The following is a 26,904-nucleotide window of genomic DNA, read 5'->3' as shown; positions in this document are numbered from 1 at the left end:
CATTGAATACAGCCATTACAGACAAGTGGTGTGACAATCCTACCGACAGTACGATACACGCCAGCGCAAAAAGCCAGCTTCCCGACCCAAGGACACACCATGGACCGCGTGCGTAACCTCCTGGAACAGATCCAGGGCCGCCTCGACGAGCTGAACAAGGCCGAACGCAAAGTCGCCGAAGTCATCCTGCTCAACCCGCAACAGGCCACCCGTTTCAGCATCGCCGCCCTGGCCCAGGCGGCCAAGGTCAGCGAACCGACGGTCAACCGCTTCTGCCGCTCGTTCGGCGTCAGCGGCTACCCCGAGCTCAAGCTGCAGCTGGCGCAGAGCCTGGCCAGCGGCGCCGCCTATGTCAGCCGCGCGGTGGAGGCCGACGACGATCCGGCCGCCTACACCCAGAAGATCTTCGCCAGCGCCATCGCCTCGCTGGACAGCGCCTGCCAGGCGCTTGACCCGCAGCAGGTCAGCCGCGCCGTGGACATGATGATCCAGGCCCGGCAGATCCACTTCTTCGGCCTCGGCGCCTCGGCCCCGGTGGCCCTCGACGCCCAGCACAAGTTCTTCCGCTTCAACCTCGCCGTGTCGGCCCATGCCGATGTGCTGATGCAGCGCATGCTGGCCTCGGTGGCCCATACCGGCGACCTGTTCGTAATCATTTCCTACACCGGGCGCACCCGCGAACTGGTCGAGGTGGCGCGCCTGGCCCGGGAAAACGGCGCCTCGGTGCTCGGCCTGACCGCCGCCGGCTCGCCCCTGGCCCAGGCCTGCAGCCTGAGCCTGCACATCCCGCTGCCGGAAGACACCGACATCTACATGCCGATGACCTCGCGGATCATCCAGCTCACCGTGCTCGACGTGCTGGCCACCGGCATGACCCTGCGCCGCGGCGTGGACTTCCAGCCGCACCTGCGCAAGATCAAGGAAAGCCTCAACGCAAGTCGCTACCCGATCGAGGACGACGACCTCAACTGAGCCGGTGCGCCTGCAGCCGCAGGTGCGCCCGCTCCCCCGGCGCCAGGCTCAGGCCCTCGCCACTGCCGCTGGCCGCCTCGACGCAGACGAAGCCCTGGCATTCGCGCCCGGTCACGCCCATCAGCGGGCGATTGCCCGGGTGCCAGACCACGGTGTCGTCGCTGTCGCCGGTGTCGATGCACAGCTCGCGCTGCCAGTCCGGATCCTGCAACTGCACCGTGGCTGTGCCGGGATAGACTTTCTGGCAACCGCCCTTGAGGGTCAGCGCGCCATCCTCGCGGCAGGCCTGGCGATTGAGGCGATCGTAGCCTTGGATATCCTCGAGTCCGGACAGCGCTATCTTCGACACGTCGCTGATTCGCCAGTAGGCCAGCAGCGCATGGCTCAGCTGGCAGGGCTCGCTGTCCTGGTGCTCGGTGCTCAGGCTCAGCTCCATGCTCGCGCCGAGCCGGGCGTGCAGGTCGACCTGCCAGTCGCACAGGTCCAGGCGCCACTTCAGGGTCACGCCCTGCTCGTCCTCAAGGCTGTCCACCAGCTTCCAGTCCAGCAGGCGCGCCCAGCCGTGGGCCGGCCACAGGTCCTCGCTGGGATGACGGCCATACCACGGCCAGCACACCGGCACGCCACCGCGGATGGCGCCCACCTGCGGCCACTGCTCGGCGCACCACAGCCAGGGCTTTTCGCCGGCAGGCTGGAAATGCAGCAGCTGCGCGCCCTGGCGGCTGAACACCGCCTGGCAACGTGGGTGGTCGATGATCAGCACATCGCGCTGCTGGTAACGCTCCCACTCGAAGGTCGGCCTGGGCCGTTGCGAAGTGAAGAAACGATGTAGCGGATGTTCGGGCATGGTTCCAAGCTCTTTTGTTGTTCGAGATAGCGCTGTCTCGATCCGTGCCCGCTAACCACTGCTGGCCAGTGGTTAGCGGGAGGTCGAGATGGATGGCGTAAATTTACAACAATTTTTCTCAGAATGACGACTGAATCTTCAACCCCGCGACCAGCGCGTTATCCACTTCGTCGACACCGCCCGGGCTCTTGATGTACTGCAGGTTCGGGCGCACGGTCAGCCAGTTGGTGACGTGGAAGCCGTAGTAGAGCTCGGCGTTGTACTCGGTGCGCTGCAGCGGCGCGAAACCCGGGTTGTCGTAGTCGTTGATACCGCTCTGGGCATTGAGCAGCTCGGCGCGCTTCTTCACGTCGTCGTTGACGTGGATGCGGGCGATGCCGAAGCCGATGTCGTCCTTGGGCCGGGCGTCGAAGGCGCCCTTGTAGACCAGGCCGACCTGCTGGTAGTTGTCGACCACGTTGGTGGCCTTGTCGTGCACGGTGAAGTTGGCGAACAGGCTCAGGCCACGATTGACGTCGCCGGCATGGGCGGTGACCTGCTGCTGCGCCACCACCCACCAGCCGTGCTTGCTGGAGTGCGACTTGAACGCCGCGCCGGTCAGCGCCTGCGGGTTGCCGTTGATGTCGTCGTAGACGTCGTCGGCCTTGGCGGTGCTGTAGTAGTAGCCCAGGCGGTACTCGCCCGGCAAGCCGTTGACCTTGGGTGACCACACCGCCTCCACCGGCAGGATCGCGCCCTTGGTGCCGCTGCCGCTGAGCTTGAAGCCGTTGCCGGTCTCAAGGTTCGACGGGTTCTGCTCGTAGGCGCCGACCTGGACGAAGAATTCCGGGGTGATGTTGTACTTGACCCGCAGCGCCCACTGGCTGACCGGCCAGTTGTACCAGATGCCGCCGACCCAGTTGCCCACCTGCGAGCCGCAGAACGCCAGGTTCTGGAAGTCGCAGGGGAAGCTGTTGAAGTCCTCGCCCTCGCCGAAGCGGCCGAATTTCACGTCCAGCGCGCCGTCGAAGTACTTCTGCTTGATCCACATCTGGGTCAGGCGCCAGGTCTGGCCCCGACCCCAGACTTCCTGCACCGAGCTGAACTGCCCGGCGCGCGGGTCGCTGATGCGGTCGTTGGACAGGTTACGGCCGCTACGCTCGGTGATCGCCAGCTTGAACTCGGTGTCCTTCCAGCCGAAGATCCTCTCCAGGTCCAGGTGCGCGCCCAGGGCGAACTGGTCGCTGTAGCGCGCGGTCTTGTCGTCGTTGTAGCCGCCGTGCAGGTTGCCGGCCACCTCGCCGACATAGTCGAGGGTGAAGTCGTAGCCCTTCTCCAGCAACTCGGTGCGGGTGCCGCCCCAGTCGCCGGTCATCCATTTCGATTCCGACGAGAAAGCCTCGGCGGCCTGGGCCCCGCTGCTGCCGACCACGGCCAGCAGTGCCAGTGAGCCCAGCGTCCTGATGCGGTTGCGATGTTCCATCCCTTTGCGTCCTCTTTTCTTGTTATTAACAGAACGGTTTAACGGCGTTCGCGTTTGGCTTATCGGCCTTTGAAACGCGTCACGTTGTCCTTTACGGCGGTGGCGGCAAGGTCCAGGCGTTCGCCGCTGCCGGCGTCGAACAGCAGTACCCGCGCCGGGTCGAACTGCAGGTTGAGGCTGTCGCCGACCCGGCACGCCACATCCGGCGCCAGGCGGCAGCAGACCTTGGTCTGGTTGAGGGTGACGAACACCAGCAGGTCCGGCCCGGTGGGTTCGGTGACCTGTACTTCGGCGCGGATGCCCAGCAGGCCATTGCCCTGCTCCGCCCCCAGGGCGATCTGCTCCGGGCGCACGCCGAGGATGATCTCGCGGCCTTCCAGCTCGTCCGCCGCCACGCCCAGCGGCAGCTCGCAGCGCGCCTGGCCGCTGTCGAGCAGCGCCAGCACGCGGCCGTCCTGCTTCGTCAGGCGCACCGGGATGAAGTTCATCGGCGGTGAGCCGATGAAGCTGGCGACGAACAGGTTGGCCGGATCGTTGTAGATCTGCTGCGGCGTGCCGAACTGCTGGATGATGCCGTCCTTCATCACCGCCACCTTGTCACCGAGCGTCATCGCCTCGATCTGGTCGTGGGTGACGTACACCGTGGTGGTCTTCAGGCGCTGGTGCATCAGCTTGATCTCGGTGCGCATCTCCACCCGCAGCTTGGCATCGAGGTTCGACAGCGGCTCGTCGAACAGGTAGATCTTCGGCCGCCGCGCCAGCGCCCGGCCCATGGCCACGCGCTGCTGCTGGCCGCCGGACAGCTGCCCGGGCTTGCGCTCGAGCAGGTGCTCGATCTGCAGCAGCTTGGCGACCCGCGCCACCTCCTGGTCGATGGCGGCCTGGGGCATCTTGCGGATCTTCAGGCCGAAGGCGATGTTGTCGCGCACGTTCATGGTCGGGTACAGCGCGTAGGACTGGAACACCATGGCGATGTCGCGATCCTTGGGGCTCATGCCGCTGACGTCCTCGTCGTCGATGAGGATCGCCCCGCCGCTGATGCTTTCCAGGCCGGCGATGCAGTTCATCAGCGTCGACTTGCCGCAGCCCGAGGGGCCGACCAGGATCAGGAACTCACCGTCCTTGATCGCCAGCTGGATGTCCTTGAGCGTGTCCGGCAGGCCCACGCCGTAGGTCTTGTGCACATTGCGAAGTTCGAGTGTTGCCATGACTTACCCCTTGACCGCGCCGGCGGTCAGCCCGCGCACGAAATACTTGCCCGCGACCACGTAGACCAGCAGCGTCGGCAGCCCGGCGATCATCGCCGCGGCCATGTCGACGTTGTATTCCTTGGCCCCGGTGCTGGTGTTGACCAGGTTATTGAGGGCCACGGTGATCGGTTGCGAGTCGCCGCTGGAGAACACCACGCCGAACAGGAAGTCGTTCCAGATCTGGGTGAACTGCCAGATCAGGCAGACCATGATGATCGGCGTCGACATCGGCAGGATGATCCGCCCGAAGATGGTGAAGAACCCGGCGCCGTCCAGGCGCGCGGCCTTGACCAGCGCCTCGGGGATGCTCACGTAGTAGTTGCGGAAGAACAGCGTGGTGAAGGCCAGGCCGTACACCACATGCACCAGCACCAGCCCGCTGGTGGTGCTGGCCAGGCCCAGCTTGCCGAGGGTGAACGAGGCCGGCAGCAGCACGGTCTGGAACGGCAGGAAGCAGCCGAACAGCAACAGGCCGAAGAACAGCTGCGAGCCACGGAAGCGCCACATCGACAGCACATAGCCATTGAGCGCGCCGATCGCGGTGGAGATCAGCACCGCCGGCACAGTGATCAGGATCGAATTGACGAAGTAGCCGCTGACCGTGGCCCAGGCCTTGCTCCAGCCAATGGCGGTGAACGCGGTCGGCCAGCTCAGCAGGTTGCCGCTGCCGATGTCCTCGGGGGTCTTGAAGCTGGTCAGCAACATCACCACCAGCGGCACCAGGTACAGCAGCACGGCCAGCAGCAACACGGCATGGATGGCGATACGGCTGAGGCTCAGTGCGGGTTTGTCGGTCAGGCTAGTCATGGCGTTTGCCCCGCAGTTCGGAATACAGGTACGGCACCAGGATCGCCAGGATCGCGCCGAGCATCAGGATCGCGCTGGCCGAGCCCATGCCCATCTGCCCGCGGCTGAAGGTGAACGAGTACATGAACATGGCCGGCAGGTCCGAGGAATAGCCCGGGCCACCGGCGGTCATCGCCGCCACCAGGTCGAAGCTCTTGATAGCGATGTGCGCAAGGATCATCAGCGAGCTGAAGAACACCGGGCGCAGGCTGGGCAGCACCACGGTCCAGTAGATGCGCGGCAGGCTGGCGCCATCGAGCTGAGCGGCGCGGATGATCGACTGGTCGACGCCGCGCAGGCCGGCGAGGAACATCGCCATGATGAAGCCCGAGGCCTGCCACACGGCGGCGATCACCAGGCAGTAGACCACCCGGTCGGGGTCGATCAGCCAGTCCAGGCGAAAGCCTTCCCAGCCCCAGTCGCGCAGCAGCTTGTCCAGGCCCATGCCGGGGTTGAGCAGCCACTTCCAGGCGGTGCCGGTAACGATCATCGACAGCGCCATGGGGTACAGGTAGATGGTGCGGATGAAGCCTTCGCGGCGAATGCGCTGGTCAAGCAGCACGGCGAGGAACACGCCGATGGCCAGGGTGATGCCGATGAACAGGCCGCCGAACAGCAGCAGGTTCTTGCTCGCCACCCACCAGCGGTCGTTGTCGAACAGCCGGGCGTACTGCGCCAGGCCCGCCCACTTGTAGGTGGGCAGGAAGGTCGAGGTGGTGAACGAGAGGACGAAGGTCCACAGGATGTAGCCGTAGAAGCCCACCAGGACGATGAACATGCTCGGCGCCAGCACCAGCTTCGGTAGCCAGCGCTGCAGCGCGTCCAGGGGGGAGGCCCGCAGGCGGGCGGTTGCTGTGGTCATGATCTGGATTTCCGATGCACCGAATCGCGGGTCAAGCCCGCTCCCACGCCGACAGTGGATTCATCGTGGGAGCGGGCTTGCCCCGCGATTGGGGTTACTTGGCGGCGTTGACTGCTGCGGCCAGTTTCTTCGCCGCATCCGCAGGATCGGCCTTCGGATCGTTGATGTAGTTGGTCACCACATCGAAGAACGCCCCCTGCACCGCCAGCGTGGTGGCCATGTTGTGCGCCATGCTCGGTTGCAGGCCGCCGGTCTTGGCGTCGGCCAGGAAGTCCTTGGCCGCGGTCTGGGCGCAGCTGTCGAAGCCATGCTTGCCCATGTCGGCGAGCATGTCGTTACGCACCGGGATCGAGCCCTTGTTGGTGCTGAAGACCTTCTGGAACTCCTCGCCCAGCACCTTGCGGGCGATGTCCTGCTGGCCCGCTGCGGTGCCCTTGTCCTTCTGCTTGAACACCACCAGCGAGTCGATGTTGTAGAGGAAGGCCTGGTCGGTGCCGGGGAAGGCCACGCACTGGTAGTCCTTGCCAGCGGTCTTCTTGGCCAGGGTCCATTCGCTCTTGGCCCAGTCGCCCATGATCTGCATGCCGGCCTTGCCGTTGATGACCTTGGCCGCCTCCAGGTTCCAGTCCTGGCCCTTGCCGTCAGGGTCCATGTAGGTGGCGACCTTCTTCAGCTCGGTGAGCGCCTTGACCATCTCGGGGCCGGTCAGGGCCTTTTCGTCCAGTTCGACCAGCGCTTTCTTGTAACCGTCGACGCCCATCACCGAGAGCACCACGCTCTCGAACACGGTGCTGTCCTGCCACGGCTGGCCACCGTGGGCCAGCGGGATGAAGCCGGCGGCCTTGAGCTTGTCACCGGCGGCATAGAATTCTTCGAGGGTGGTCGGTGCCTTGTCGATGCCGGCCTTCTTGAACACTTCCGGGTTGATCCACAACCAGTTGATGCGGTGGATGTTCACCGGCACGGCCACGTAGTCGCCGTCGTACTTGACGGTGTCGGCGACCTTCTTGTCGAGCAGGCTGTCCCACTTCTCCGCTTTGGCCACGTCCTTGAGCACGTCAGGGTCGAGCAGGCCGGTCGCGGCCCAGTCCTGGATATCCGGCCCTTTGATCTGGGCGACGGCGGGCGGGTTGCCGGCCACCGCGCGACTCTTGAGCACGGTCATCGCGGTGGCGCCGCCACCACCAGCCACGGCGCCGTCCTTCCAGGTGAAGCCATCTTTCTCGACCTGGGCCTTGAGCACGTCGACGGCAGCTTTTTCACCACCGGAGGTCCACCAATGGACGACCTCCACGTTGCCTTTGGATTCGGCGGCATGGGCATTGAGCGAGCAGAGTGAGGCGAGGGAGATCGCGGCGGCGAGACGAAGCGTCGAATGCATGGGAATACCTTTCTTGTTGTTATGCGAGGCAAGACTGTCGCTTGCATGGCATGGAGTGTAAGGAGCCCGCGCCCGCCGCCAGGTAACGAACGGATGCGCGAATGTCATCATCTGGTTACATAGCCAGGGCCGTGGCCAGGCTCGGTGCCAGCGGCAGGCGCGGCAGCAGCAGGGCCTGGTAGGCGTGGTAGAGATCGGGCTTGCCGCCCCAGATCCGCGCACTGGGCAACAGCGCCGGGTCCAGCTCGTGGTGCCAGCTACCGTGGCCACGGTCGATGAAGTGGCTGGCGATAAAGTCCCAGAAGCAGCGATACCAATGTTCGTATTGCGCCTCGCCGGTACGCCGCAACAGGGCCGCGGCGGTGGCGCTGGCCTCGGCATGCACCCAGTGCAGGCGCTCGCGCACCACCGGGCGGTTGCGCCAGTCCAGGGTGTAGACCAGCCCCGGCGCGCCATCGGCCTGCCAGGCATGCTTGCAGGCGCTGTCGAACAGGCCCCTGGCGGCGCGCAGCAAGGACTCGGGCGCGGGCAGTTGCGCCCGTTGCAGGGCCGCTTCCAGGTGCAGCACCAGGCGTGCCCATTCGAAGGCATGACCGGGCGTGGTGCCGTAGGGGCGGAAGCCGTCGGCGGGGTTGTCGCGGTTGTAGTCGGGCACTGCCTGCCAGTGCTCGTCGAAATGCTCGGTGACCCGGCAACCGTCGGCGGCGGCCTGGGCCAGGATCAAGCGCTGCACGATGCGCAGCGAACGCTCCAGCCAGCGCACGTCGCCGGTGACATCGGCCAGGGCGAGAAACGCCTCGACGCCGTGCATGTTGCTGTTGGCGCCACGGTAAGCCTCCCCCTGCCGCCAGTCGCGGGAGAACGACTCGCGCAGGGCGCCCTCCTCCTCGCACCAGAAGTGCTGCTCGATGACCCGGACCACGGCATCGAGCAGGGCCTGGGCCGGTGTGACACCCGCCACCACCGCCGAACTGGCGGCAAGGGCGACGAAGGCGTGCAGGTAGGCGGCCTTGCCGGTGTCGCCGTGGCCTTCAGGCTGGGCGTACCAGCCGTCGTGCTCCTGGTCGCGCAGCGGGCCCAGCAAGGCCTCGACGCCATGCTCGACCAGCTCGCGGCAACCCGGAACGCCCTGGATATGCGCCAGGACAAAGCTGTGGGTCATGCGCGCGGTGTTCATGGTCTCGGCCAAGGCGCAACGGGGCAGGCGGCCTTCGTCGTCGAGGTTGCCGAATCCCTGGGGCAGGCGCGAAGCCCTGGCGAAGGCGAGCAGGCGCAGGGCCTCGGCGTCGAGCCAAGCATGGTGTGTCGGGGAGTCGATCCAGCGGTTGGCCATGGGCGTGGTCTTCCTTGTTGTTGTCAGCCGATTCTAGTCAGCCGTCCTGGCTGACATGTCACGAAGACTGGCTCGATTGTCACCACATCGTTACATCGAAGCCTTTATCGCGGGGCAAGCCCGCTCCCACGCCGGCCACGCATGTTGGCGTGGGAGCGGGCTTGCCCCGCGATAAGGGCTCATTCGGCTGTACGCGGCAGGTACAAGGTCACCCGCAGACCACCCTCACGCAGGTTGAACAGGCTCACTTCGCCGCCATGGCTGTGGGCGATGTTGCGCGCGATCCCCAGCCCCAAACCGTACCCCTGCTGCTGCCCGGCCAGCCGGAAGTGCGGCTCGAACACCTGCTCAAGACGTTGCTCCGGTACCCCCGGCCCCTGGTCGTCCACCTGCAGGACGAAGCTCTCGGCGCTGTCGAGAATCCGCAGGTGCGCCCGCTCGCCGTACTTGATGGCGTTGTCGATCAGGTTGCCGATGCAGCGACGCAGGGCCAGCGACTTGCCGGGATACGGCGCCAGCGCCTGTCCCTCGAGGGTGATGCGGCCGTCGCCGAGGTAAGGTTCGGCGAGCATCTCCAGCACCTGGTTAAGGTCGATCGGCTCGATGTTCTCGTGAATATCGGTGTCCTTCACGCACTGCAACGCACCCTTGACCAGCAGTTCCAGCTCGTCGAGGTCGCGGCTGAACTTCGCTTGCAGCTTCTCGTCCTCGAGCAGCTCGACCCGCAGGCGCAGGCGCGTGATCGGCGTACGCAGGTCATGGGAAATGGCGCTGAACAACTGGGAGCGCTCGGTGAGGTAACGGCTGATGCGCTCGCGCATGCTGTTGAACGCCCGCCCCACCTCGACCACTTCACTGCCGCCGCCCTCGGCCACCGGGGCCACGTCGGCGCCCAGCGACATTTCCCGCGCCGCCCGCGCCAGGCGCTTGAGCGGCCGGCTCTGCCAGTGCACCAACAGGCCGATGAACAGCAACAGCAGGGCGGTGGTCATGGCGATGAAGCCGATCTGCTGGCGCGGCAGGCGCTCAGCCTCAAGGCTGGTGTAGGGCTCGGGTAGCAGCGAGGCGATATACAGCCACTCGCCCTCGCCCAGGCGGATCTGGGTCACCAGTACCGGTGGGTTGAGCGGCTCCAGGGTCAACGAGTAATGCGCCCACGAGCGAGGCAGCTCATCGAGTTTCAGGCCGCTGTTGAAGATCCGCAGGTCGTCAGGGCTGACGAATTCGACGGAGATCTCCAGCTGCTGGCCCAGGCGCTCGTGCAACACCTGCTGGAACACCTCGATCACCGCCTGCTTGCGCGGGGTGATCGGCAGCACCGGCATCTCCAGCGGCTTGACGTTGAGCGAGACGAAGAAACGCGTCCCGCCCATGCTGCGCAACTGGTCAAGGACCATCGGCCGGTAGGCCACCGGCAGCGAACGGAAGTAGCTGACGCTGGCACTCATCGAATGGGCCAGGCTGCCGGCACTGGCGCGCAGGCCCTGCAGCTGGCTGGCGCGCAATTGCGCCACCCAGATCAGGCTCGACAGACCCTGGGCCAACAACACTACCAGCAAGGTGAGCAGCAGCATGCGCCCCAGCAGCGAGCGCGGCAGCAGGCGCCAGCGGCGCTCGCTAGGCCGGGCAGACATTGGCCGCCAGCAGGTAGCCGCTGCCGCGCACGGTGCGGATCAGCCGAGGGGGTTTTTCCGTGTCGCGCAGGCGCTGGCGCAGGCGGCTGACCGCCATGTCGACGATACGGTCCAGCGGCATCGGCTCGCGCCCGCGGGTGGCGTTGCCGATGGTGTCACGGTCGAGGATCTGCTGCGGGTGGTCGAGGAACAGCTTGAGCAAGGCAAAGTCGGCGCCGGAGAGGATCACCTCCTCGCCATCGCGGTGGAACAGGCGATGGCTGACCGTGTCCAGGCGCCAGTCGTCGAAGGCCAGCACCGCGCTGGCCGGCGCTGCCTGGCCAAAATCGGCGCGGCGCAGCAGGGCCTTGATGCGGGCTTGCAGCTCACGCGGGCTGAAGGGCTTACCGAGGTAGTCGTCGGCGCCCAGCTCCAGGCCGATGACCCGGTCGGCCTCGTCGGAGCTCGCGGTCAGCATGATGATCGGCACCCGCGCCTGGCGCGGGTGCTGGCGGACCCAGCGGCACAGGCTGAAGCCGTCCTCGTCGGGTAGCATCACGTCGAGGATCACCAGGTCATAGGGGTTGGCGTCCAGGGCGCGGCGAAAGCCCTGGCCGTCGGGCTCGGCATGGACCTGCAGGCCGCAGCGGGCGAGGTAGGTCTGCAACAGTTCGCGGATGTCCTGGTCGTCGTCGACCATCAGGATCGATTTGCCGGCAGTGGTCACAATGGTCAGTCCTCTTGTTTTTCGCAGATCTTAGTGTCTGCTGTGAGGGCCAATCGCCGATGCGACTTGCCCCGCGATGACGCTCAATGATCCAACGCTTGCTGCAAGGCCACCCCGGCCCCCAGCAACCCGGAAAACTCCGCCGTCACCAGCCATACCGGCACCCCGGCAAAATAACCACTCATGCAGCCCTTGTCGGCGAAACTCGCGGCGAATCCGCTGCCCAGGAACAACTCGGCGAAACGCGGAATCACCCCACCGACAATGTAGACCCCACCCCGGGCGCCCAGGGTGAGCACGTTGTTGCCCGCCACCCGCCCGAGGAAGCGGCAGAACTGCTCGATCACCGCCAGCGCCCGGGGCTCGCCGGCCAGGGCCGCGTCGGTGATCTGCGCCGGGGTCTTGTGCGTCGGCGTGGCGCCGTCGAGCGCGCAGATCGCCTGGTACAAGCGCACCAGCCCACCGCCACTGAGCACCGTCTCGGCGCTGACATGGCCGATCTGCCGGTGAATCTCCTGGTGGATCGCCGCCTCGCGGGCATTGCCCACCGGCAGGTCGACATGCCCGCCCTCCCCCGGCAGCGCCAGCCAGTGCTCGCTCAGGCGCAGCAGGCTGCCCACGCCCAGGCCGGTGCCGGGGCCGATCACCAGCGCCGGACGCGACGTGTCGGCGAGGCCTGCGCAGACCTCGCGGAACTCACCGTCGCGCAGCCGGGTCATGCCCAGGGCCATGGCGGAAAAATCGTTGATCAGCAGCAGGCGCTCGACCTGCAGCGTCTGGCAGAACGCGCTGCGGCTCAGGCGCCAGTGGTTGTTGGTGAAGCGGAATTCGTCGCCGTCCACGGGACCGGCCACCGCCAGGCACACCGCCGCCAGGCCGCCACGGGCGATGCCCTGGTCGGCGAGGTAGGCCTCGATGGCCTGCTCGGGGCTGGTGTAGTCGGCGGTGGCCAGCACCTGGACCGCCTGCAGCTCGTTGTCGCGCCACAAGGCAAAACGTGCGTTGGTGCCACCGATGTCGCCGACCAGCAAGGCCTTCATTTGAGGTTCTCCAGGGCCGAGGTGAAGGCGCTCGCGCCCTGTTCGGCGGAACTGAACGCCACGCGCATGAAGCCGAACAGCTCGCGCCCGCAGCCCAGGTCGTTGCCCGTGGGCGGCTCGGGCAGCTCACGGCTGGCCAGTTCCTCGGCCGGGACCATGATCCGCAGCGTGCCTTCGGCACCATCGACGCGCACGATATCACCATCGCGCACCCGCGCCAGCGGGCCGCCGTCGAAGGCTTCCGGGCACACGTGGATGGCCGCCGGGATCTTGCCCGAGGCGCCGGACATGCGCCCGTCGGTAACCAGCGCCACCTTGAAGCCGCGGTCCTGCAGCACGCCGAGGAACGGTGTCAGCTTGTGCAGCTCGGGCATGCCGTTGCAACGCGGTCCCTGGAAGCGCACCACGGCGACGAAGTCGCGCTCCAGTTCGCCGGCCTTGAACGCATCGGCCAGCGCCTGCTGGTCGTGGAACACCCGGGCAGGCGCCTCGACCACGCGATGCTCCGGCGCCACCGCCGACACCTTCATCACGCCGCGTCCGAGGTTGCCCTCCATGACCCGCAGGCCGCCCTCGGCGGAGAACGGCCGCGCCACCGGGCGCAGGATGCTTTCGTCGAGGCTGTCCTTCGGCCCTTCGCGCCACACCAGTTGGCCATCCTCGAGGAACGGCTCCTGGGTATAGCGGCGCAGGCCATGCCCGGCCACGGTATTGACATCCTCGTGCAGCAGGCCTGCGTCGAGCAGCTCGCGAATGAGGAACGCCATGCCGCCGGAGGCCTGGAAGTGGTTGATGTCGGCCTTGCCGTTGGGATAGACGTGGGACAGCGTCGGCACCACCTCGGACAGGTCGGCCATGTCCTGCCAGGTCAGCTGGATGCCGGCGGCCTGGGCGATGGCCGGGATGTGCAGGGTGTGGTTGGTCGAGCCGCCGGTGGCGTGCAGGGCGACGATCGAGTTGACCAGCGCCTTTTCGTCGACGATCTCGCCGATGGGCATGAAGTTGCCGCTGGCCTTGGTCATGCGCGTGACCTGGCGCGCGGCTTCGGCGGTGAGGGCATCGCGCAGCGGCGTGTACGGGTTGACGAACGAGGCGCCCGGCAAGTGCAGGCCCATCACCTCCATCACCAGCTGGTTGGTGTTGGCGGTGCCGTAGAAAGTGCAGGTGCCCGGGCCGTGGTAGCTCTTCATTTCCGATTCGAGCAGTTGCTCGCGGGTGGCCTTGCCCTCGGCGTAGCGCTGGCGCACATCAGCCTTCTCCTTGTTGGAGATGCCCGAGACCATCGGCCCGCCCGGCACGAAGATGGTCGGCAGGTGGCCGAAACGCAACGCGCCCATCATCAGGCCGGGAACGATCTTGTCGCAGATGCCCAGCATCAGGGCGGCGTCGAACATGTTGTGCGACAGGGCGATGGCGGTGGACATGGCGATCACCTCGCGGCTGGCGATGGCCAGCTCCATGCCCGGCTCGCCCTGGGTCACGCCATCGCACATGGCCGGCACGCCGCCGGCGAACTGGCCGACCGAGCCGACTTCGCGCAGGGCCTGCTTGATCTGCTCGGGGAAGTGCTGGTACGGCTGGTGCGCCGAGAGCATGTCGTTGTAGGCCGAGACGATGGCCACGTTGGCGGCGTTCATCAGGCGCAGGGTCTGCTTGTCCTCGCCGCCACAGCCGGCCACGCCATGGGCGAAGTTGGCGCACTGCAGGCTGGCGCGCATGGGTCCGTCACTGGCCGCCCCACGGATCAGCTCAAGGTAGCGTTCACGGGTACGGCGGCTGCGGGCGATCAGCCGTTCGGTGACCTCAAGGATGCGCGGATGCATGTACTGGACTCCAGGCTAACTGTGGGGCGGCCTCCACTGGCCATTTCCCCTCCAAACGATTGCGACCTAGGCTCTAGAAAAAGGTGCCTGGACCGTTCGAAATGGGGCTGACCCGACCACTCGTTGTATGTTTAAACAAAATACTGCCAGTAAAAAGGCTTGTTTTCTATCTCTCGGTGAATAATCTTGTAATTCCAACAACAAAACCGTTTCAGTGAAGCTGCTCTTTGTGCCACAGGCTTCACCCGACTGCCAGAGGTAACGCCATGACCCTACGCATCGCCATCAACGGATTCGGCCGCATCGGACGCAATGTCCTGCGCGCACTGTACACGCAGGGCTACCGCCAGGACCTGCAGGTCGTCGCCATCAACGACCTGGGCGACAGCGCGATGAACGCCCACCTGCTCAAGTACGACAGCGTCCACGGCATTTTCGACGCCAGTGTCGAGGCCGACCACGAAAGCCTCACCGTCAACGGCGACCGCATCGCCGTCAGCGCCATCCGCAACCCCGCCGAACTGCCCTGGAAGACCCTGGCCATCGACGTGGTGTTCGAGTGCACCGGGCTGTTCACCGAACGCGCCAAGGCCGCCGCCCACCTGACGGCCGGCGCCGCCAAGGTGATCGTCAGCGCGCCGGCCAAGGGCGCCGATGCCACCGTGGTATACGGGGTCAACCACGACGTGCTGCGCGCCTCGCACCAGATCATCTCCAACGCCTCGTGCACCACCAACTGCCTGGCGCCGATCGCCCAGGTGCTGCACCGCGAGTTCGGCATCGAGCAAGGCCTGATGACCACCATCCATGCCTACACCAACGACCAGGTGCTAACCGACGTCTACCACGGCGACCCGTACCGCGCCCGCTCGGCCACCCAGTCGATGATCCCGAGCAAGACCGGCGCCGCCGAGGCGGTGGGCCTGGTGCTGCCGGAACTGGCCGGCAAGCTCACCGGCATGGCCGTGCGGGTACCGGTGATCAACGTGTCGCTGGTCGACCTCACGGTCAACCTCAAGCGCGAGGCCAGCACCGACGAGGTCAACCAGCTGTTCCTCGAGGCCAGCCGCCACTCGCGGGTGCTGGGCTACAACGCCCTGCCGCTGGTGTCGTGCGACTTCAACCACAACCCGCTGTCGTCGATCTTCGACGCCAACCACACCCGCGCCAACGGGCGCATGCTCAAGGTGCTGGCGTGGTACGACAACGAATGGGGCTTCTCCAATCGCATGCTGGACAACTGCCTGGCGTTGTTCAACGCCAGGTGAAGTCTTACGCGATCCCATGTAGGAGCGGCCCTTTCGCGGCACAAGGCCGCTCCTACAGGGATCGCGTTAACCGCAATATTTACCTGTTCGTGACATTTCCGCGCTTGACCTGAAGCATGGATGATAAGCATTATCATTCACCCGAAAAGCGACCAGGTTTCCCCGTGAGTCAGTCCCGGTTCAACTCAGTGTTCCTCACCCAGCGCCTCTCCCTGCTGCGCACCCTGCAGCGCATGGTGGGCAACCCCAGCACCGCCGAGGACCTGCTGCAGGAAACCTACCTGCGGGTCACCCGCGCCCTGGGCGAGCGACCGATCGAGCACCTCGAACCCTTCGTCTTCCAGACCGCCCGCAACCTGGCCCTGGACCACCTGCGGGCACGTCGGGTGCAGGCGCGCACATTGGTGGACGATGTGCCCGAACAGGTCCTGCACAATGTCGCCGCGCCCTCGGCCAGCAGCGAGGACGCCGCCCACGCCGAGCAACTGCTCAAGCACCTGAGCGTCAGCCTCGGCCAGCTCAGCGAACGCCAGCAGCGCATCTTCATCCTCAGCCGCCTGCACGGCGCCAGCTATCTGGAAATCGCCGACCAGTTGAAGGTCTCGGCCAGCACGGTGCAGAAAGAGCTGAAGCTGATCATGGCCATCTGCATGGGCGTGGCCGATCGCCACCAGTGATGCGACCGCTCGCCGCTGACCCGCGCAAAGCCCTTGCCATGGACCGGGTCTGCACTGATCATGCGCAAAAAAAGCCCCTCGCAAGGATCCCCCGTGACCGACCGCCCCACCCCTCGCCCGTCACCCGCCGAGCCTGATGCCCGCGCCCGTGCCCGCGAGGAGGCACTGGACTGGTTGATCCGCCTGCAGTGCGCCAGCGAGGAGGATACCCGCGCCTTCGAGCACTGGCTGGGGGCCGAGCCGGAGAACGCCGAGGCCTATGTCGAGGCCGAAGCGCTGTGGAACGGCGCCTCGCTACGCCAGGCCGCCGGCCAGTTGCAACACAGGCGCAAGCGCTCGCTCGCCGGGCGCCTGCGCAGCCACTGGAAGCCGCTGGCCACCGCCGCCGTGCTGCTGGTCGGGCTGTTCACCTTCGGCAACCTGCCGGTGCGCCTGCAGGCCGACCACCTGACCGTGGTCGGCGAACGCCAGCGCCTGGAACTGGACCCGGGCGCCAAGGTGCTGCTCAACACCAACTCGGCCTTCGCCAGCGACGAGCGCGAGGGCCGCAAGGTCGCCCGCCTGCTGCAGGGCGAGGCGTACTTCCAGGTATCCAATACCAGCCAGCCGCCCCTGGAAGTCCAGGCCGGCCCGTTGCGCGCCAGCGTGCGCGACACCGACTTCGCCGTGCGCTACCTCGATGGCGAGGCCCAGGTGCGGGTGCAGCGCGGCGATGTCGACCTGCAGGCCGCGAGCGACCAGCGCATCCGCCTGAGCGCCGGCGACAGCATCAGCGTCGGCCCCAAGGGCTTCGGCCAGCGCCAGCGCCCCGACATGAGCAAGGACCTGGCCTGGATCGAAGGCCGCCTGGTGTTCGAGAACTGCCCGCTGAGCCAGGTGCTCGCGGAGGTCCGCCGCTACTACCCGGGTTGGATCATCAACCGCAACGCCCACTTGGAGCAGGTCGCGGTCACCGGCAACTACCGTCTCGACCAGCCGCTGGAAACCCTGCGCGCCCTCGCCCATATCACCTCGGCGCAACTGCACGAGTACCCAGCCGTGGTGATTCTCAACTGACCCGGTAAGTTTTTTTACGCGATCGCCCTGGCTCGCCCGTCTCGTTATAGCCAATACGATTGATTCTCGTTCGAAAGCGAGAACAAGCACCGCCTATAACTCACGCGCGACAGGGAGCGCTTTCGATGCCCACAGGTCAGACCCGCCCGTCCACTTCTTCCCGCCGTCGCGGGCAATTGTCCCTGCTGACCCTGGCCCTGCTCGCCAGCGGCGCCTGCAGCCTGCCGGCGCTGGCCGTGGAACCGGCCCAGGCCAGCAGCCCGCGCATGGGCGACTACCGCTTCGCCATCACCCAGCAGCCGCTGGTCGAGGCCATCAACGCCTTCAGCAAGGTGACTGGCTGGCAGGTCGGCTTCAGCGCCGAGCTGGCCGACGGCGTGGCCTCGCCGGGCGTGCAGGGCTCGCTGCCCCCGGAGATGGCGCTGCAACGCCTGCTGCGCGGCACCGGCCTGGGCTACCGCAAGATCGGCAACGGCAACGTGGTGCTCGAGCGCCAGTCCGCCGGCAACGCCATCGCCCTGCAACAGGTGACCGTCAGCGCCACCCGCAGCGCCCAGGATGTCAGCCAGGTGCCGAGCACCGTCAGCGTTCAGACCCGTGAGCAGCTGGATCGGCAGAACGTCAACGACATCAAGCAACTGGTGCGCTACGAGCCCGGCGTCTCGGTGTCCGGCACCGGCCAGCGCAGCGGCCTGAACGGCTACAACATCCGCGGTATCGATGGCGACCGGGTACTGACCCAGGTGGACGGCGTGTCGATTCCCGACAGTTTCTTCTATGGTCCCTATGCCCAGACCCAGCGCAACTACGTCGACCCGGAGATCGTCAAGCGCGTGGAGATTCTGCGCGGTCCGGCATCGGTGCTGTACGGCAGCAATGCCATTGGCGGCGCGGTGAGCTACTTCACCCTGGACCCGGAGGACATCATCAAGCCCGGCAAAGATGTCGGCGCGCGTCTGAAGACCGGCTACAGTTCGGCCGATGAAAGCTGGCTGACATCCGCCACCGTCGCCGGGCGCCAGGCGGACTTCGACGGTCTGTTGCACCTGAGCCAGCGCAACGGCCACGAAACCGATTCGTACGGTGGGCACGGTGGTACCGGCCTGTCACGCACCGCCGCCAACCCCGAGGACGTGCGCACCACCAACGTGCTGGCCAAGCTGGGCTGGAACTATGCCGAGGACGCTCGACTGGGGCTGACCTACGAGCGCTACAAGGACGACCGCGACCAGAATGTGCTGAGCGCCGTCGGCGGTCCATTCATTCCCGGCTTCCCTGCGATGAACTCCTATCGCGCGCGCCAGGGAAACGACACCGTTACCCGTGAGCGCTTCGGCATCAATCATCAATTTGGCCTCGACAGCCTGCTGGCCGACAACGTGAAGTGGAGCCTGAACTACCAGATCGCCAAGACCGACCAGACCACCGAAGAGCTCTACTTCGCCCGGGGCCGGCAGGTCGACCGCGATCGCCAGACCACCTACAAGGACCGCCAGTGGGTGTTCGACGCGCAACTGGACAAGGCCTTCGACATCGGCTCGACCGAGCACCTGCTGACGTACGGCACCACGCTCAAGCGCGAGAAGATCACCGGAGCACGCAGTGGCACCGGCACCTGCCTCAATGTCGGCGGCAGCTGCCGCGCCATTGGCCAAATCAGCACGGACGACACCCAGGCACGCGTAAGTGACTTCCCGGACCCGACCGTCGACACTTACAGCCTGTTCGCCCAGGACGAAATCCGCTGGAACCAGTGGACCTTCCTGCCGGGCCTTCGTTACGACTACACCCGGCTCGATCCGCACATGACCGACGAGTACCTGCTGGGACTGCAGAACGGCGCCACCACCCCTGCAAGCAACGTGGATGACTCGGCGAAAAAATGGCATCGCGTTTCGCCCAAGCTCGGCGTCACCTATGCCTTCAATGATCACTACATCTGGTACGGCCAGTATGCCGAAGGTTTCCGCACCCCGACGGCCAAGGCTCTGTACGGGCGTTTCGAGAACCTCGCGGGCGGCTATGTGGTAGAGCCCAACTCGAGCCTGGAGCCGGAAAAGAGCAAGAGCTACGAGACCGGACTGCGCGGCAATTTCGACGCTGGCAGCTTCGACGTGGCGGTGTTCTACAACAAGTATCGCGACTTCATCAACGAAGATGCCGTGCAGTCCACCAACCTGGGCTCGACGTTCCAAGCCAACAACATCAAGCACGCCACCATCAAGGGCGCGGAAGTCAAGGGCCGCCTGAACCTCGACCGTTTCGGCGCGCCCGAAGGCCTGTACTCCATCGCGTCGGTGGCCTACGCCTATGGCCGAAACAATGACACCGGCCAACCACTCAACAGCGTCAACCCCCTGACAGGCGTGTTCGGCCTGGGCTACGAGCAGATCGACTATGGCACTCAACTGAGCTGGACGGTGGTCAAGCGCAAGAACCGCGTGGACGACACCCAGTTCTTCGCGCCCGACGGCTCCAGCTCGGAGTTCCGCACACCGGGCTACGGCGTGCTCGACCTGACCGGCTTCTACCGGATTACCGACGACCTGACCATCAACGGCGGCCTGTACAACCTGACCGACAAGAAATACTGGCAGTGGGATGACGTGCGCAAGTACGCCAGCGTCGGCAACAACACCGGCGTGAGCGAAGCCGCCGTCACCCAGCCGGCCAACCTGGATCGCCTGACCGCGCCGGGACGCAACTTCGCCATCAACCTGGTGTGGGATATCTGATCGATCGAGATCGACGTCACCGCCATCGCGGGGCAGGCCCGCTCCCACAGCCCCGCGATGGCCCCGACTCTAGATCGTGAGAATGATTTCACTTCGCAGGTGAGGTTTTTTTACTGTCCCGCGTCTTCTCTTTCGTCTTGTCACTAGACAGCCCCATTTTCCAAGGATGCCTCCATGACCGCCCCTTCCACCGAACGCGCCGCCCTGCGCTCCCAGCGCCTGAACCAGGTCACCCACGCCCCGCACACCGAGCTGGACGCCCTGGTCAAATCGCACAAGCCGTTCGACAGCCGTGAAAGCTTCGCCCGCTTCGTGGTTGCCCAGTACCTGTTCCAGTCCGAGCTGCAGGCGCTGTACACCGACCCGCAACTGATCGCCATCGTGCCGGACCTCGCCGCGCGCTGCCGCGCCGAACAGGCCCGCCTGGACCTGGCCGACCTCGACACCGAAGTACCCGCGCCCTTCGCCGGCGCCCTGGGCAAGCCAAGCCTGGGCGAGGCCCTGGGCTGGATCTTCGTCTCCGAAGGCTCCAAACTGGGTGCCGCGTTCCTGATCAAGCGCGCCGTGGCCCTGGAGCTGTCCGAGACCTTCGGTGCCCGTCACCTGGGCGAGCCGGCCGGTGGCCGTGCCGAAGGCTGGAAGCAGTTCACCCGCATCCTCGACAGCCTGGAGCTGTCGCCCGAGGAAGACGCCGCCGCCGAGCGTGGCGCGGTCGCCGCCTTCGAGCGCTTCACCGAGCTGCTCAAGCATGCCTACGCCGCCGATGCAGCGCTGGCCTGACACGCTTTATCCGGCCGCCTGCGGGCGGCCACACCGTTGCAGTGAGACCATGACCCGAATCGCCCGCTCGAAACTGTCCCGCCTGCTCTACGCGATCCTGGCCTATGTCAGCCTGGGCATCGGCCTCGTGGCCATCGTCATTCCCGGACTGCCCACCACCGAGTTCATCCTCCTCGCCGCCTGGGCCGCGACCCGCAGCTCGCCGCGCCTTTCCGCGTGGCTGGAGAACCACCGTCTGTTCGGTCCGATTCTCTACAACTGGCGCAACGGCAAGGTGATCCAGCGCCGCGCCAAGGTCAGCGCGACCATCAGCATGCTGCTGTGCGCCGGCCTGATGCTGACCTTCCTCGAACACCACTGGCCGGTGTTCCTCGCCATCGCCGGCATGACCCTGGGCAACCTGTGGATCTGGTCGCGACCGGAACGTCCGACGCCACCAGGCGCCGTCGAACTGCAAGGTTGATTCATTTGCGCCACGGCGCCAAAAGACAGCGACGTTGAGACGGCGCCTGCAAGATCAAAGGCTCAACAACCCCGAATACAGGGCATATGCCGCCAACCCCGCCCCCGCCAGCACCGCTGCGAAGATCAATTTCTCCCACGCGGTGAACAGCACCTGCCCCTGCTCATGCTTGGCCCGGGCGAACAGGATCACCCCGGGCGCATACAGCAGTGCCGACAGCAGCACGTACTTGAGCCCTCCGGCATACAGCAGCCAGACCGCGTACAACAGCGCGATCGCCGCCACCAGCAGGTCCTTGCGCCGCAGCCCCGCCTGCCCCTGGTAACCTTCACCACGGCAGGCCAGCAGCACGGCATAGGCCGCCGACCAGAAGTACGGCACCAGGATCATCGATGACGCCAGGTAGATCAGGCTGGTGTAGGTCCCCGCCGAGAACAGGGTGATCAGCAGGAAACCCTGGATCATCACATTGGTCAGCCACAGCGCGTTGGCCGGCACCTGGTTGGCGTTCTCCCGCGCCAGGAAGCGCGGCATGGTCTTGTCCCGGGCGGTGGCGTAGAGGATCTCGGCGCACAGCAGCGCCCACGACAGCAGTGCACCCAGCAGCGATACCGCCAGGCCGATGCTGATCAACAGCGCCCCCCAGGGCCCGACGATATGCTCCAGCACCGACGCCAAGGAGGGGTTCTGCAAGCCAGCCAGCTCCGGCTGGGTCATCACCCCCAGCGACAGCACGTTGACCAGCACCAGCAGCGCCAGCACGCCGAGAAAACCGACCACGGTGGCCTTGCCCACGTCCGAGCGATGCAGCGCCCGCCCCGAATAGACACTCGCGCCCTCGATGCCGATGAACACGAACACCGTCACCAGCATCATGTTGCGCACCTGCTCCAGCACGCTGCCGAACTGCGGATTGCTCAGGCCCCAGATGTCGCGGGTAAAGATGTCGGCGCGAAAGGCGAAGGCGGCGATGACGATGAACATCAGCAGCGGCACGACCTTGGCCACGGTGGTCACCTGGTTGATGAAGGCGGCCTCCTTGATGCCGCGCAGCACCAGGAAATGCACCGCCCACAGCAGCAGCGAGGCGCAGCCGATGGCCACCGGCGTGTTGCCTTCGCCGAACACCGGGAAATAGAAGCCCAGGGTACTGAACAGCAACACGAAGTAGCCGACGTTACCCAGCCAGGCACTGATCCAGTAGCCCCACGCGGAAGAAAAGCCCATGTAGTCGCCGAAGCCGGCCTTGGCGTAGGCGTACACCCCGGAGTCCAGCTCCGGCTTGCGGTTGGCCAGGGTCTGGAAGACGAAGGCCAGCGCCAGCATCCCCACCGCGGTGATGCCCCAGCCGATCAGCACCGCCCCGACATCGGCGCGGGCCGCCATGTTCTGCGGCAACGAGAAGATCCCGCCACCGATCATCGAGCCGACCACCAGCGCGATCAGCGCACCTAGGCGCAGTTTCTGTCCCGGTTCGCTCATAGGACTCCTCGTGCGCGGGCGCGCGTGAACGTATTGGCCGACACTATTGTTACAAGTTTTTTATCAAATAAAGCCATTAAACCTATAACACTCATAACCATGCTGTCTATACCGACACCTTAATAAAAACCACATTAGTCGACTACTTTGCGGATCGTCTAAACCCGTCGCTATTTGCTGTGAAAAATTTGCGAAAACCGCAAAACGGACTAACTTCTCAGTTCGCAGGCGAAACGGAGCGTTTGCTCTAGAAAGGCATGGAGGTGCCAGCGCACAAGGCCTGCGTCAGAGCTGTCGGCATCCTCCAGGAGGCGCGTGAAGGATTTTTCTGATCTTCATGCGGGCATGAACTGATCTAAGTCAGCGAATGATCCAGGCGTCAGATTTATTCTGAGGTCAACTTTCTCCTGGTACGGAGTCGTTAAATGTCTGATTCTCCCGGAAAACTAAAACTAGGTGCACTCGTTGCACTTGTCGTCGGCTCGATGATCGGTGGCGGGATCTTCTCGTTGCCCCAGAACATGGCCGCCAGCGCTGGCGTCGGCGCCGTGCTGATCGGCTGGGCCATCACCGCGGTGGGCATGCTCACCCTCGCCTTCGTCTTCCAGACCCTGGCCAACCGCAAGCCCGATCTTGACGGCGGGGTGTACGCCTACGCCAAGGCCGGTTTCGGCGACTACATGGGCTTCTCTTCGGCCTGGGGCTACTGGATCAGTGCCTGGCTGGGCAACGTCGGCTACTTCGTGCTGCTGTTCAGCACCCTGGGGTATTTCTTCCCGGTATTCGGTGAAGGCAACACCCCGGCGGCGGTGATCGGTGCTTCGATCCTGCTGTGGGCCGTGCACTTCCTGGTGCTGCGCGGCATCAAGGAAGCCGCCTTCATCAACCTGGTCACCACCGTGGCCAAGGTCGTGCCGCTGGCGTTGTTCGCGCTGATCTGCCTGTTCGCCTTCAAGCTCGACGTATTCACCGCCGACATCTGGGCCGTCGGCACGCCGGAGCTGGGCAGCGTGATGAACCAGGTGCGCAACATGATGCTGGTAACCGTGTGGGTGTTCATCGGCATCGAAGGCGCGAGCATCTTCTCTTCCCGTGCAGAAAAACGCTCCGACGTCGGCAAGGCCACGGTCATCGGCTTCGTCACCGTGCTGCTGTTCCTGGTGCTGGTCAACGTGCTGTCGCTGGGCGTGATGACCCAGCCGGAGCTGGCCAAGCTGCAGAACCCGTCGATGGCCGCGGTGCTGGAACACGTGGTCGGCCACTGGGGCGCGGTGCTGATCAGCGTCGGCCTGATCATCTCGCTGCTGGGCGCCCTGCTGTCGTGGGTGCTGCTTTGCGCCGAGATCATGTTCGCCGCCGCCAAGGACCACACCATGCCGGAGTTCCTGCGCCGCGAGAACGCCAACCATGTGCCGGCCAACGCCCTGTGGCTGACCAACGCCATGGTGCAGATCTTCCTGGTCATCACCCTGTTCTCCAACAGCACCTACCTGTCGCTGATCTACCTCGCCACCTCGATGATCCTGGTGCCCTACCTGTGGTCGGCGGCCTATGCCTTCCTGCTGGCCTGGCGCAGCGAAACCTACGAACAGGCCCTGGCCGAACGCAAGAAAGACCTGATCATCGGCGGCATCGCCCTGCTCTACGCGATCTGGCTGCTGTACGCCGGCGGCGTGAAATACCTGCTGCTCTCGGCCCTGCTCTACGCCCCTGGCGCGATCCTGTTCGCCAAGGCCAAGCGCGAGGTCGGCCAACCGATCTTCACCAGCGTGGAAAAACTGATCTTCGCCGCCGTGGTCGCGGGCGCCCTGGTGGCGGCCTATGGCCTGTACGACGGCTTCCTGACTCTCTGAACCCCACGTCTTCGCTTTACAGGAGGATTCACCATGTCCACTGAGAAACAGAAATACGGCGTCCATTCCGAAGCCGGCAAGCTGCGCAAAGTGATGGTCTGCAGCCCGGGCCTGGCGCACAAGCGCCTGACCCCGAGCAACTGCGACGAACTGCTGTTCGACGACGTGATCTGGGTCGACCAGGCCAAGCGCGACCACTTCGACTTCGTCACCAAGATGCGCGAGCGCGGCGTCGATGTGCTGGAGATGCACAACCTGCTGACCGACATCGTCCAGCAGCCCGACGCACTGAAGTGGATTCTCGACCGCAAGATCACCTCCGACACCGTCGGCGTCGGCCTCACCAATGAAGTGCGCAGCTGGCTCGAAGGCCTCGAGCCACGTCACCTGGCCGAGTTCCTGATCGGCGGCGTGGCCGGCCAGGACCTGCCGGAAAGCGAAGGCGCCAGCGTGGTCAAGATGTACAACGACTACCTGGGCCACTCCAGCTTCATCCTGCCGCCGCTGCCCAACACCCAGTTCACCCGCGACACCACCTGCTGGATCTACGGCGGCGTGACGCTCAACCCGATGTACTGGCCGGCGCGACGCCAGGAAACCCTGCTGACCACCGCCATCTACAAGTTCCACAAGGAGTTCACCAACGCCGACTTCCAGGTCTGGTACGGCGATCCGGACAAGGACCATGGCAACGCCACCCTCGAAGGCGGCGACGTGATGCCGATCGGCAAGGGCGTCGTGCTCATCGGCATGGGCGAGCGCACCTCGCGCCAGGCCATCGGCCAACTGGCACAGAACCTGTTCGCCAAGGGCGCGGTGGAAAAAGTTATCGTCGCCGGCCTGCCGAAATCCCGCGCCGCGATGCACCTGGACACCGTGTTCAGCTTCTGCGACCGCGACCTGGTGACGGTCTTCCCGGAAGTGGTCAAGGAGATCGTGCCGTTCATCATCCGTCCCGACGAAAGCAAGCCGTATGGCATGGACGTGCGCCGCGAGAACAAGTCGTTCATCGAAGTGGTCGGCGAGCACCTGGGGGTCAAGCTGCGCGTGGTCGAGACCGGCGGCAACAGCTTCGCCGCCGAGCGCGAACAATGGGATGACGGCAACAACGTGGTGGCCGTGGAGCCCGGCGTGGTCATCGGCTACGACCGCAACACCTACACCAACACCCTGCTGCGCAAGGCCGGGATCGAGGTCATCACCATCAGCGCCGGCGAGCTGGGCCGGGGCCGCGGCGGCGGCCACTGCATGACCTGCCCGATCGTGCGCGACCCTATCGACTACTAACGCCCATCGAAACCGGCCGCGCCCACGAGGCAGCGGCCGGATACCTCACCGAATCCAAGGAGAACCGTCATGGCGTTCAACATCCACAACCGCAACCTGCTCAGCCTCGAACATCACAGCACCCGCGAGCTGCGCTACCTGCTGGACCTGTCCCGCGACCTCAAGCGCGCCAAGTACACCGGCACCGAGCAGCAGCACCTGAAGGGCAACAACATCGCCCTGATCTTCGAGAAGACCTCGACCCGCACCCGCTGCGCCTTCGAAGTCGCCGCCTACGACCAGGGCGCCAACGTCACCTATATCGACCCCAACTCCTCGCAGATCGGCCACAAGGAGAGCATGAAGGACACCGCCCGCGTGCTCGGGCGCATGTATGACGCCATCGAGTACCGTGGCTTCAAGCAGGAGATCGTCGAGGAACTGGCCAAGTTCGCCGGTGTTCCGGTGTTCAACGGCCTGACCGACGAATACCACCCGACCCAGATGATCGCCGACGTGCTGACCATGCGTGAGCACAGCGACAAGCCGCTGCACGACATCAGCTACGCCTACCTGGGCGATGCCCGCAACAACATGGGCAACTCGCTGCTGCTGATCGGCGCCAAGCTCGGCATGGACGTGCGCATCGCCGCGCCCAAGGCCCTGTGGCCCCATGACGACCTGGTCGAGCGCTGCCACAAGTACGCCGAGGAAAGCGGCGCGCGCATCACCCTGACCGAAGACCCGAAAGCCGCGGTCAAGGGCGTAGACTTCGTCCACACCGACGTCTGGGTGTCGATGGGTGAGCCAATCGAAGCCTGGGGCGAGCGCATCAAACTGCTCAAGCCCTACCAGGTGAACAAGGAGCTGATGAAAGCCACCGGCAATCCACGCACCAAGTTCATGCACTGCCTGCCGGCGTTCCACAACTCCGAGACCAAGGTCGGCAAGCAGATCGCCGAGCAGTATCCGGACCTGGCCAACGGCATCGAAGTGACCGATGACGTGTTCGAGTCGCCAGCGTGCATCGCCTTCGAGCAGGCGGAAAACCGCATGCACACGATCAAGGCGATCCTGGTGTCGACCCTGGCTGACCTTTGATGGCCATGTAGGGTTCCTCGGTGGGAGCGGGCTTGCCCCGCGATAGCGCCAGCCGCGATGGCATCGT

General features: G+C 65.4%; 22 protein-coding genes. 10 read left to right on the top strand and 12 right to left on the bottom strand.

What is annotated here, in order from left to right; all coding sequences use genetic code 11:
* Positions 1 to 108: 108 nt before the first annotated feature.
* Positions 109 to 972, top strand: a complete 864-nt coding sequence (hexR, locus tag HU735_RS13430; RefSeq protein ID WP_186713936.1) for a DNA-binding transcriptional regulator HexR — start codon at positions 109 to 111, stop codon at positions 970 to 972.
* On the opposite strand, the gene HU735_RS13425 is transcribed toward hexR, so the two are convergent.
* The 11 genes from HU735_RS13425 to edd all read right to left on the bottom strand — a co-directional run bounded on the left by HU735_RS13425 (position 965) and on the right by edd (position 14,156).
* Positions 965 to 1,819: a D-hexose-6-phosphate mutarotase gene (locus HU735_RS13425; protein WP_186713883.1), complete on the bottom strand. Its 855-nt coding sequence runs from the start codon at positions 1,817 to 1,819 to the stop codon at positions 965 to 967. The two genes, hexR and HU735_RS13425, sit on opposite strands and share 8 nt — an antisense overlap.
* Before the next feature lie 118 nt (positions 1,820 to 1,937).
* Positions 1,938 to 3,281, bottom strand: a complete 1,344-nt coding sequence (locus HU735_RS13420) for a carbohydrate porin (RefSeq protein WP_186713882.1) — start codon at positions 3,279 to 3,281, stop codon at positions 1,938 to 1,940.
* A gap of 59 nt (positions 3,282 to 3,340) precedes the next feature.
* Entirely contained in the window at positions 3,341 to 4,489 is a 1,149-nt protein-coding gene (ugpC, locus tag HU735_RS13415) for a sn-glycerol-3-phosphate ABC transporter ATP-binding protein UgpC (protein WP_186713881.1), read from the bottom strand.
* Positions 4,490 to 4,492: 3 nt separating this feature from the next.
* Positions 4,493 to 5,338 (bottom strand): carbohydrate ABC transporter permease, encoded by an 846-nt coding sequence (locus HU735_RS13410; protein ID WP_186713880.1) that lies wholly within the window; start codon positions 5,336 to 5,338, stop codon positions 4,493 to 4,495.
* A complete protein-coding gene (locus HU735_RS13405) occupies positions 5,331 to 6,239 on the bottom strand; it encodes a sugar ABC transporter permease (RefSeq protein ID WP_186713879.1) in 909 nt (302 codons plus the stop codon). Before HU735_RS13405 ends, HU735_RS13410 begins: the two co-directional genes overlap by 8 nt.
* Before the next feature lie 94 nt (positions 6,240 to 6,333).
* The gene (locus tag HU735_RS13400) at positions 6,334 to 7,620 is read right to left on the bottom strand and encodes an ABC transporter substrate-binding protein (protein ID WP_186713878.1); all 1,287 of its coding nucleotides are present in this window, start codon (positions 7,618 to 7,620) and stop codon (positions 6,334 to 6,336) included.
* Between the two features lie 115 nt (positions 7,621 to 7,735).
* Positions 7,736 to 8,953: an AGE family epimerase/isomerase gene (locus tag HU735_RS13395; RefSeq protein ID WP_186713877.1), complete on the bottom strand. Its 1,218-nt coding sequence runs from the start codon at positions 8,951 to 8,953 to the stop codon at positions 7,736 to 7,738.
* A 179-nt stretch (positions 8,954 to 9,132) separates the two neighbouring features.
* Positions 9,133 to 10,587, bottom strand: coding sequence for an ATP-binding protein (locus tag HU735_RS13390; RefSeq protein WP_186713876.1), 1,455 nt, complete (start codon positions 10,585 to 10,587; stop codon positions 9,133 to 9,135).
* Entirely contained in the window at positions 10,571 to 11,293 is a 723-nt protein-coding gene (locus HU735_RS13385) for a response regulator (RefSeq protein WP_186713875.1), read from the bottom strand. The genes HU735_RS13390 and HU735_RS13385 overlap by 17 nt, the downstream gene beginning before the upstream one ends.
* An 83-nt stretch (positions 11,294 to 11,376) precedes the next feature.
* Positions 11,377 to 12,333 (bottom strand): glucokinase, encoded by a 957-nt coding sequence (locus tag HU735_RS13380; RefSeq protein ID WP_186713874.1) that lies wholly within the window; start codon positions 12,331 to 12,333, stop codon positions 11,377 to 11,379.
* A complete protein-coding gene (gene edd / locus HU735_RS13375) occupies positions 12,330 to 14,156 on the bottom strand; it encodes a phosphogluconate dehydratase (RefSeq protein ID WP_050704138.1) in 1,827 nt (608 codons plus the stop codon). Before edd ends, HU735_RS13380 begins: the two co-directional genes overlap by 4 nt.
* Before the next feature lie 266 nt (positions 14,157 to 14,422).
* On the opposite strand from edd, the gene gap reads away from it, so the two are divergent.
* The 6 genes from gap (at position 14,423) to HU735_RS13345 (ending at position 21,135) form a co-directional block, all read left to right on the top strand.
* Complete coding sequence (gap, locus tag HU735_RS13370; RefSeq protein ID WP_186713873.1) at positions 14,423 to 15,424, top strand: type I glyceraldehyde-3-phosphate dehydrogenase; 1,002 nt, start codon at positions 14,423 to 14,425, stop codon at positions 15,422 to 15,424.
* A gap of 164 nt (positions 15,425 to 15,588) precedes the next feature.
* A complete protein-coding gene (locus HU735_RS13365; protein WP_186713872.1) occupies positions 15,589 to 16,101 on the top strand; it encodes an RNA polymerase sigma factor in 513 nt (170 codons plus the stop codon).
* Positions 16,102 to 16,194: 93 nt separating this feature from the next.
* Positions 16,195 to 17,157: a FecR domain-containing protein gene (locus tag HU735_RS13360; RefSeq protein WP_186713871.1), complete on the top strand. Its 963-nt coding sequence runs from the start codon at positions 16,195 to 16,197 to the stop codon at positions 17,155 to 17,157.
* 125 nt (positions 17,158 to 17,282) lie between these two features.
* A complete protein-coding gene (locus HU735_RS13355) occupies positions 17,283 to 19,892 on the top strand; it encodes a TonB-dependent receptor (protein ID WP_186713870.1) in 2,610 nt (869 codons plus the stop codon).
* A 174-nt stretch (positions 19,893 to 20,066) separates the two neighbouring features.
* Positions 20,067 to 20,672: a biliverdin-producing heme oxygenase gene (locus HU735_RS13350; protein WP_028691979.1), complete on the top strand. Its 606-nt coding sequence runs from the start codon at positions 20,067 to 20,069 to the stop codon at positions 20,670 to 20,672.
* Between the two features lie 49 nt (positions 20,673 to 20,721).
* Entirely contained in the window at positions 20,722 to 21,135 is a 414-nt protein-coding gene (locus tag HU735_RS13345; RefSeq protein WP_096049431.1) for a YbaN family protein, read from the top strand.
* 54 nt (positions 21,136 to 21,189) lie between these two features.
* Here the strand turns inward: HU735_RS13345 and arcD (HU735_RS13340) are convergent, their stop codons facing one another.
* Complete coding sequence (gene arcD, locus HU735_RS13340; RefSeq protein ID WP_110738304.1) at positions 21,190 to 22,617, bottom strand: arginine-ornithine antiporter; 1,428 nt, start codon at positions 22,615 to 22,617, stop codon at positions 21,190 to 21,192.
* Between the two features lie 425 nt (positions 22,618 to 23,042).
* Between arcD (HU735_RS13340) and arcD (HU735_RS13335) the strand changes: the two genes are divergently transcribed.
* The 3 genes from arcD (HU735_RS13335) (at position 23,043) to HU735_RS13325 (ending at position 26,837) form a co-directional block, all read left to right on the top strand.
* Positions 23,043 to 24,470, top strand: a complete 1,428-nt coding sequence (arcD, locus tag HU735_RS13335; RefSeq protein WP_050704130.1) for an arginine-ornithine antiporter — start codon at positions 23,043 to 23,045, stop codon at positions 24,468 to 24,470.
* Positions 24,471 to 24,503: 33 nt separating this feature from the next.
* Positions 24,504 to 25,757, top strand: a complete 1,254-nt coding sequence (arcA, locus tag HU735_RS13330) for an arginine deiminase (RefSeq protein WP_186713869.1) — start codon at positions 24,504 to 24,506, stop codon at positions 25,755 to 25,757.
* Between the two features lie 69 nt (positions 25,758 to 25,826).
* The gene (locus HU735_RS13325) at positions 25,827 to 26,837 is read left to right on the top strand and encodes an ornithine carbamoyltransferase (protein WP_186713868.1); all 1,011 of its coding nucleotides are present in this window, start codon (positions 25,827 to 25,829) and stop codon (positions 26,835 to 26,837) included.
* Positions 26,838 to 26,904: the final 67 nt, after the last annotated feature.

It is taken from the genome of Pseudomonas sp. BW16M2, from assembly GCF_014268865.1.
Classification (GTDB): domain Bacteria; phylum Pseudomonadota; class Gammaproteobacteria; order Pseudomonadales; family Pseudomonadaceae; genus Aquipseudomonas; species Aquipseudomonas peradeniyensis.
Note: the sequence above shows the minus strand (reverse complement) of the source record. Positions and strands in the feature narration are given on the sequence as shown.